Genomic DNA, 6149 nt, shown 5'->3' on the forward strand with positions numbered 1-6149 from the left:
AGATCAGGGCTGGTTTCCGGGAGCCGGTGGGGCACTCAGCGGAGGCGGAGCCACAGGTGCGGGACCGGCAGCCTCGCGCTCGCGGGCCGGCGGTGTCCGTGGCGCCGGCAGGGAGGGGGTCAGTGGGGGGGCGGCTTCGATGGCCCCAGGAGCGGCCGGCTGGTCGCCCTGAAGGGGATCCTCGCTCGGCTCGAGCAACCGCTGCCGCTCCTGCGCTTCGCGCTCCTCCATGGCCCGCCGCCGCTCCTCGAGGTCGGCCTGCTCCTGTTTCTGCTGCTGCTCCAGGTCGATCAGGTCGAGGTCACCGCGAATCTCCCGGGCCTCACCGCCGTAACGCTGGCGCAGGGATTCCAGCGTTGTGCCGGGGGCGGCCTGCACATCGAAGCGCTGGCGATTGCCCCGCTCCTCCTCACCGCCCAGAGTCAGCAGCCGGAGACTGGCGGCGTAGCCGAGGCCAAAGCAGAGCCCCACGATCAACCAGACCCGCCAGTCCCAGCCAGGGCGGGTTCCGGCGCGGGCACGGGGCCCGCTGGGGGGGGCCCCGCTGGGCGGGGAGGAGGGCCTGGCCGTGACCATCGACGTCAGCGCAGTCACTGCCATCTTGCCCAGGCGTGGCCCCGGCACCCGTGAGGGCCAGCCAGTGGGCTCAGGTGGTGTAATCGGCGTTGATGCGCACGTACTGATCGGAGAGGTCGCAGCCCCAGGCGCTGCCGCTGCCGGGGCCGTCCCCGACCCGCAGGCGGATCGCCACCGTGTCGTCGACCAGGTAAGCGCCCGCGGCCCGGGCCTTCAGGTAGGCGGAGGCGGCCGGGCGGTCGAAGGCCAGGGGCTGGCCTGCCGCCATCAGCTGGTGCTCCCCCAGCCACAGGGCCACGGCCTGCGGATCGAAGGCCACCCCGGCCCGGCCGGCGGCGGCCACGATGCGGCCCCAGTTGGGATCGCGGCCATGCACGGCGCACTTCACCAGCGAAGAGCCGGCCACGGTGCGGGCGATGGCGCGGGCGCCGGACTCATCGGCGGCGCCCTCCACCCGCACCGCGATCAGGCAGGTGGCGCCCTCGCCGTCGCGGGCGATCGCCCGTGCCAGATGCTGCGACACCGCCGTCAGGCCGGCCTCCAGCGCCTCCCAGTGCTCCGGGCCTAGGGGCTCGCCGGCGGCAAACGCCAGGAACGTGTCGTTGGTGCTGGTGTCGCCGTCCACCGTGATCGCGTTGAAGGAGCGGTCGACCGCCCGCCGCACCATCGCCTGCCACTCCCGAGGCGGCACGCCGGCATCACAGCTGAGATAGCCCAGCATCGTGGCCATGGCGGGGTGGATCATCCCCGAGCCCTTGGCCATGCCGCCGATCCGCACCCGGCGGCCGCCCAGGTGGGCCTCCAGGGCGATCTCCTTGGCCACCAGGTCGGTGGTGAGGATCGCCTGGGCGGCCGCGGCCCCGCCCTCGCTCGAGAGGGCCGCCACCAGGGGATCCAGCCCCGCCTCGAGGATGTCGATCGGGATCGGCACGCCGATCACGCCGGTGGAGCAGATCAGCACCTCCTGCTCGCCCAGCTCCAGCCGCCGGGCCAGGGCGGCGGTGGCGGCGAGGCTGTCGCTGAGGCCGCGCTCACCGGTGCAGGCGTTGGCCTGGCCGGAGTTGGTGAGCACCGCCCGAGCATGGCCGCCGGTAGCCGCCAGCCGCTCGGCGCAGAGATCCACGCAGGCCGCCCGCACCCGGCTGAGGGTGAAGGTGCCGGCGCACACCGCCCCCTCGGGGGCCAGCAGCAGCGAGAGGTCGGGATTGCCCGAGGGTTTCAGGCCGGCGGTGATGCCGGCGGCCAGGAATCCGGCCGGGGCGGTGAGGCCCCCGGCAATGGGCTGCCAGGCGGAGGCGGACGACAACGCAGCGGTCACGGGGCAGCGGGACGGATCGGCCCATCCTCTCGCCCCGTGCCTTCGTGCCGCCCGCAGGCCGGCGGCCGCCCCGTTTCCTAGCCTGAATCGTTCAATCGCCGTCCCGGAGCGACCGCCCATGGACCGGCTCTGGCAGAGGGTGCGGAGCACCTTCATCGACGTCATCGAATGGACGCACGACGACCCGCCCGCCGGCGGCGCGGGAGCGGACACCCTGGTGTGGCGCTTTGATCGTCAGGGGGGCGCCATCCGCATGGGCGCCCAGCTGATCGTGCGCGAAGGGCAGTGGGCGGTGTTCGTGAACGAGGGGCGGATCGCCGATGGCTTCGGTCCGGGTCGCCACCAGCTCAGCACCCGCAACCTGCCGCTGCTCACCAACCTCCTCTGCCTGCCCTACGGCTTCGAGAGCCCGTTCAAGGCGGAAGTGATCTTCGTGGCCACCCGCCTGTTCACCGATCTGCGCTGGGGCACCCGCCATCCGCTGATCGTGCGCGACCCCGAGCTCGGGCCGGTGCGGCTGCGGGGCTTCGGCACCTACACCCTGCGGGTCAACGACCCCGGCTGGCTGGTGCGGGAGATCAGCGGCAGCCGGAGCCGTTTCGGGCTGGACGACATCAGCGAGCAGCTGCGCAACCTGATCGTCAGCCGCCTGGCCGACCTGCTGGGGAAGGCCGAGCACCCGATCACCAGCCTTGCCGGCCACTACGACGAACTGGCCCGCGAACTGCGGCTGCGGCTGGCGGAGGAGGTGCAGGAGTACGGCCTGGAGCTGCCCACCCTGCTGATCGAGAACCTCACCCTGCCGCCGGAGGTGGAGGCGGCTCTCGACCGGCGCAGCAGCCGCGCCCTCAGCGGTGAGCCGGCCGCGGGGAGCGGGGCAGCGAAACCGCCCCTGCCCCCGCCCCTCTCGGCTTCGGCCCTGACGCCTCCTTCGCAGGAGCCGGCATGAACTGCCCCGGCTGCTCCGCCCCGCTGACGGCTGGCGATCTGCACTGCAGCTACTGCGGCAGCCGGGTGGACGTGGATCTGCAGGGCTGGGCCCGCGCCGGCAGCGACGGTTACCGGCCCGATCTCTGCTGCCCGGAGGGCCACGGCCCCCTGGAGACGATCCGGATCGCTGCGGCGGCCGACCTGCCCCTCGATCGCTGCCCCGTCTGCCTGGGGATGTTCGTGGAGCGAGGAGCGCTCGAACAGTTGCTCAGCCAGGCGGTGGGTCCGGTGTGGGAGATCGACACCCCCCTGCTGAACCGTCTGGCGGAGAACCCCCGCAGCAGGCCGGGCAGCCTGCGCTACCGGCGCTGCCCGGCCTGCTGCGAGATGATGAACCGCAGCCTGTTCGGCCGGCGCAGCGGCGTGATCGTGGATCGCTGCTGCAGCCACGGCACCTGGCTCGATGCGGGCGAACTGCGGCAGCTGCTGGAGTGGACCCGGGCCGGTGGAGGTCTGCGCCATCAGGAACGGGAAACCGAGGCCCGGGAGGCGGAGGAGCGGCAGCGGCGGCGGGATGCCGCGGAGCGGGCGGCCCTGGCGGCCTCCGGTGCCAGCGGGGCGGACGGCCCCTGGCGGACGGGGCTGGAGGACGATCTGCTGGCCGTGCTGGGACGGCTGCTTTGGGGGGAACGGCGATGAGCCGGCCGGCGCAGCGCCGCATCGGCCTCACCGGCGGGATCGCCACCGGCAAGAGCACCGTGGGGGCGCTGCTGGCCGCCCGGGGCTTGCTGGTGCTGGATGCGGATCAGTTCGCCCGCGAGGCCCTGGCGCCGGGCCAGCCGGCCACCGAGGCGGTGCTGGCGCGCTATGGGGGGGCGGTGGCGGGGGAGCCGGAGGGGAGCCTGGATCGGGCCGCCCTGGGCCGGATCGTTTTCGCGAACGAGGAGGAGCGGCGCTGGCTGGAGGCGCTGGTGCACCCGCTGGTGCGGCAGCGGTTCGAGCGGGAGCTGGCGGCGCTGGCGGACGCGCCGACGGTGGTGCTGATGGTTCCCCTCCTTTTCGAGGCGGAGCTGGAGGCGCTCTGCAGCGAGGTGTGGTTGGTGGACTGTGAGGAGGACCAGCAGCTGCAGCGGTTGATGGTCCGGGATGGCCTGGGGGAGGAGGAGGCCCGGGGGCGGCTGGCCGCCCAGTGGCCGCTCGCGCGCAAGCGGGGCCTGGCGGATGTGGTGATCGACAACCGGGGCAGCGCCGCACAACTGTCGGAGCGGCTGTGGGAGCGGGTATCGGGGCGGCTGCGCGCGCAAGGCCCCGGGACGACCTGAACGGAGCCGGAACCAGAAGAAAGAAAGGTTACTGAAAGATTGATCAAGAACCTTCGCGAAAAACGCGGGAAACTTCTGATCGGCCTTCCTGATCGGCCTTACATTACAGACCTGGGATATCGGCATGAAGCGCAAGCCCGATGGCGGCCGCCATTGCCAGGTCTTTCCGGGTTTCCCCTCCCCTTGCCCTTGCCCTTGCCAGCCCGACCATGAGCCCCGTCACCAGCTACTCCCCCTTCCGCGATCACCCCGTCGGCAGCAGCGGCACTGGCCTGGATCAGACCCAGGGCTGGATTGCCCGCGATCCCGGCCTGGCCGGCGCGAACGAAGCCAGTTCGATCCGCACCGGCATCGCCGCCGCCAACGGGCTGAACCAGCTGTTGGCAGAGGGCCTGAGGGACATCGGCGCCCTCGACAAAGCGGTGCTGACCCCCGCAGAAATCGTGGACCTCAACGGCTGGTTCCGCGATCCCGCCCATCCGGAGCGCCTGCAGCGCTTCCAGGAGCTGCACGGCGACGATGAGAACGAAACGGAGACGGGCTTCCACACCATCCAGAACGATGGCGGCAACCGCAAGTTCGATGGCCGCGCCCTGATCGACACGGTGCTCGACGGGATTTATCACATCGGGTTTCCGCTCAGCGCCAACGGCACTCGCCTCACCAACGAGGACGGCGACGACAACGCCACCCTCACCGATGTGGCCCGTTGGCTCACCGCCCTGAAGGTGGATCTGGCCGACACGGGCAGCGACCTCGACCGCATCGTCGAGACGATCGTGGCGGATCCTGGCCTGCAGGCTTCGATCCCCTGGACGCAAATCCAAGGGGGGGCCCAGGCCGCCAATGACCTCAACCACCTGATCCAAGACGGAATCGCCGCCCTCCAGGCCGCAGACAAGGCCGATGGCGATGGCACACGCCTCAGCGCAGCTGAAGTGCGTTGGATCAACGGCTGGATCCAGAGCGACCCGAATCGCTACGCACGATTCGTGGAGCGGCACGGCGATGACGAAAACGGCAGCGAGACCGGTTACCACCTCGTGCAAAACGATGGGGGCAACACCCACCTCTTCGGCCAGAACGCCATCAACACCATCTTCGATGGCATTTTCCATATCGGGTTCACGATCAACGCCGACGGGCGCTTCCAGAACGAGGACGGCGACGCCAACGCCCGCGTCAGCGATGTAGCCGAGTGGATCTCCTACTACTACGGCGATCCCTCCACCACCGGCAGCGGTCTTGATCGGATGGTGGACTGGATTCGGTTGGATCCCGGCCTGTCTCGCCACACCGCCGCTCTGGACATCAACAATGGTCTGGCGGCCGCCAACCAACTCAACCAGATCCTGCTGGAGGCGGTCAGCGCCACCGACGTCAATCTCGACGGCTGGATCAGCCGCAACGACCTGCGGGTGATCAACCGCTGGGTGCGCGAGAACCGGTATGAGGCGTTCGTGCAGGCGCACGGTGACGATGAGAACGGCAGCGAAACCGGCTTCCACCTGATCCAGAACGACGGCGCCACCACCCAGTTCTTCGGCCAGAACCTGGTGAACGCTGTCGCCGACGGCATTTATCACTTCGGCTTCGAGATCCGCGGCGAAAACTTCCTCAATGAGGACGGCGATACCAACCAGTCGCTCAGCGATGTTTCCGGTTGGCTGAACTATTTCCTCTCCGATCGCCGTCTCACCCTGGGCAGCGAAGCGGGCGAGACAATCGTCGGCAATGGGGAGAGCGAGCAGGTGCTCGCCCGCGGGGGCAATGACCTCGTCGATGGCGGCGGCGGCTCCGACCTGCTGGATGGCGGCTGGGGCAACGACATCCTGCGCGGCGGCGGCGGCGCCGACATCCTCGACGGTGGCTTCGGCGAAGACACCCTCGATGGCGGTGGCGGCGGCGACACCTTCCTCGTCAGCGGCGCCAATCCAAACTGGGTGCCCGATCAGCCCTACACCTTCTCCGGCTACGACACCTACAGCGACAGCGGTGCCGCC

5 protein-coding genes and 1 pseudogene are annotated in these 6149 nt (G+C 70.5%); 4 read left to right on the forward strand and 2 right to left on the reverse strand.

What is annotated here, in order from left to right:
* Positions 1-3: 3 nt before the first annotated feature.
* Both KBZ12_RS03045 and argJ read right to left on the reverse strand, forming a co-directional pair.
* The gene (locus KBZ12_RS03045) at positions 4-576 is read right to left on the reverse strand and encodes a hypothetical protein (protein ID WP_254956246.1); all 573 of its coding nucleotides are present in this window, start codon (positions 574-576) and stop codon (positions 4-6) included.
* Positions 577-646: 70 nt separating this feature from the next.
* A complete protein-coding gene (gene argJ, locus KBZ12_RS03050) occupies positions 647-1882 on the reverse strand; it encodes a bifunctional glutamate N-acetyltransferase/amino-acid acetyltransferase ArgJ (RefSeq protein ID WP_261359747.1) in 1236 nt (411 codons plus the stop codon).
* A 130-nt stretch (positions 1883-2012) separates the two neighbouring features.
* Between argJ and KBZ12_RS03055 the strand changes: the two genes are divergently transcribed.
* The 4 genes and pseudogenes from KBZ12_RS03055 to KBZ12_RS03070 all read left to right on the forward strand — a co-directional run.
* Entirely contained in the window at positions 2013-2843 is an 831-nt protein-coding gene (locus KBZ12_RS03055; RefSeq protein WP_254956248.1) for an SPFH domain-containing protein, read from the forward strand.
* Positions 2840-3523 (forward strand): zf-TFIIB domain-containing protein, encoded by a 684-nt coding sequence (locus tag KBZ12_RS03060; protein ID WP_254956249.1) that lies wholly within the window; start codon positions 2840-2842, stop codon positions 3521-3523. Before KBZ12_RS03055 ends, KBZ12_RS03060 begins: the two co-directional genes overlap by 4 nt.
* The gene (gene coaE, locus KBZ12_RS03065) at positions 3520-4146 is read left to right on the forward strand and encodes a dephospho-CoA kinase (protein ID WP_254956250.1); all 627 of its coding nucleotides are present in this window, start codon (positions 3520-3522) and stop codon (positions 4144-4146) included. The genes KBZ12_RS03060 and coaE overlap by 4 nt, the downstream gene beginning before the upstream one ends.
* A gap of 209 nt (positions 4147-4355) precedes the next feature.
* Positions 4356-6149 (forward strand): annotated as a pseudogene (locus tag KBZ12_RS03070) (hypothetical protein); the annotation flags it as partial.

This window comes from Cyanobium sp. Cruz CV13-4-11, assembly GCF_024346055.1.
In the GTDB taxonomy this organism is placed as follows: domain Bacteria; phylum Cyanobacteriota; class Cyanobacteriia; order PCC-6307; family Cyanobiaceae; genus Cyanobium.

Coding starts and splice junctions, on each gene's coding strand:
- KBZ12_RS03045 (WP_254956246.1), bottom strand. CDS start 576: ATGGTCACGGCCAGGCCCTCCTCCCCGCCCAGCGGGGCCCCCCCCAGC.
- KBZ12_RS03055 (WP_254956248.1), top strand. CDS start 2,013: ATGGACCGGCTCTGGCAGAGGGTGCGGAGCACCTTCATCGACGTCATC.
- KBZ12_RS03060 (WP_254956249.1), top strand. CDS start 2,840: ATGAACTGCCCCGGCTGCTCCGCCCCGCTGACGGCTGGCGATCTGCAC.
- coaE (WP_254956250.1), top strand. CDS start 3,520: ATGAGCCGGCCGGCGCAGCGCCGCATCGGCCTCACCGGCGGGATCGCC.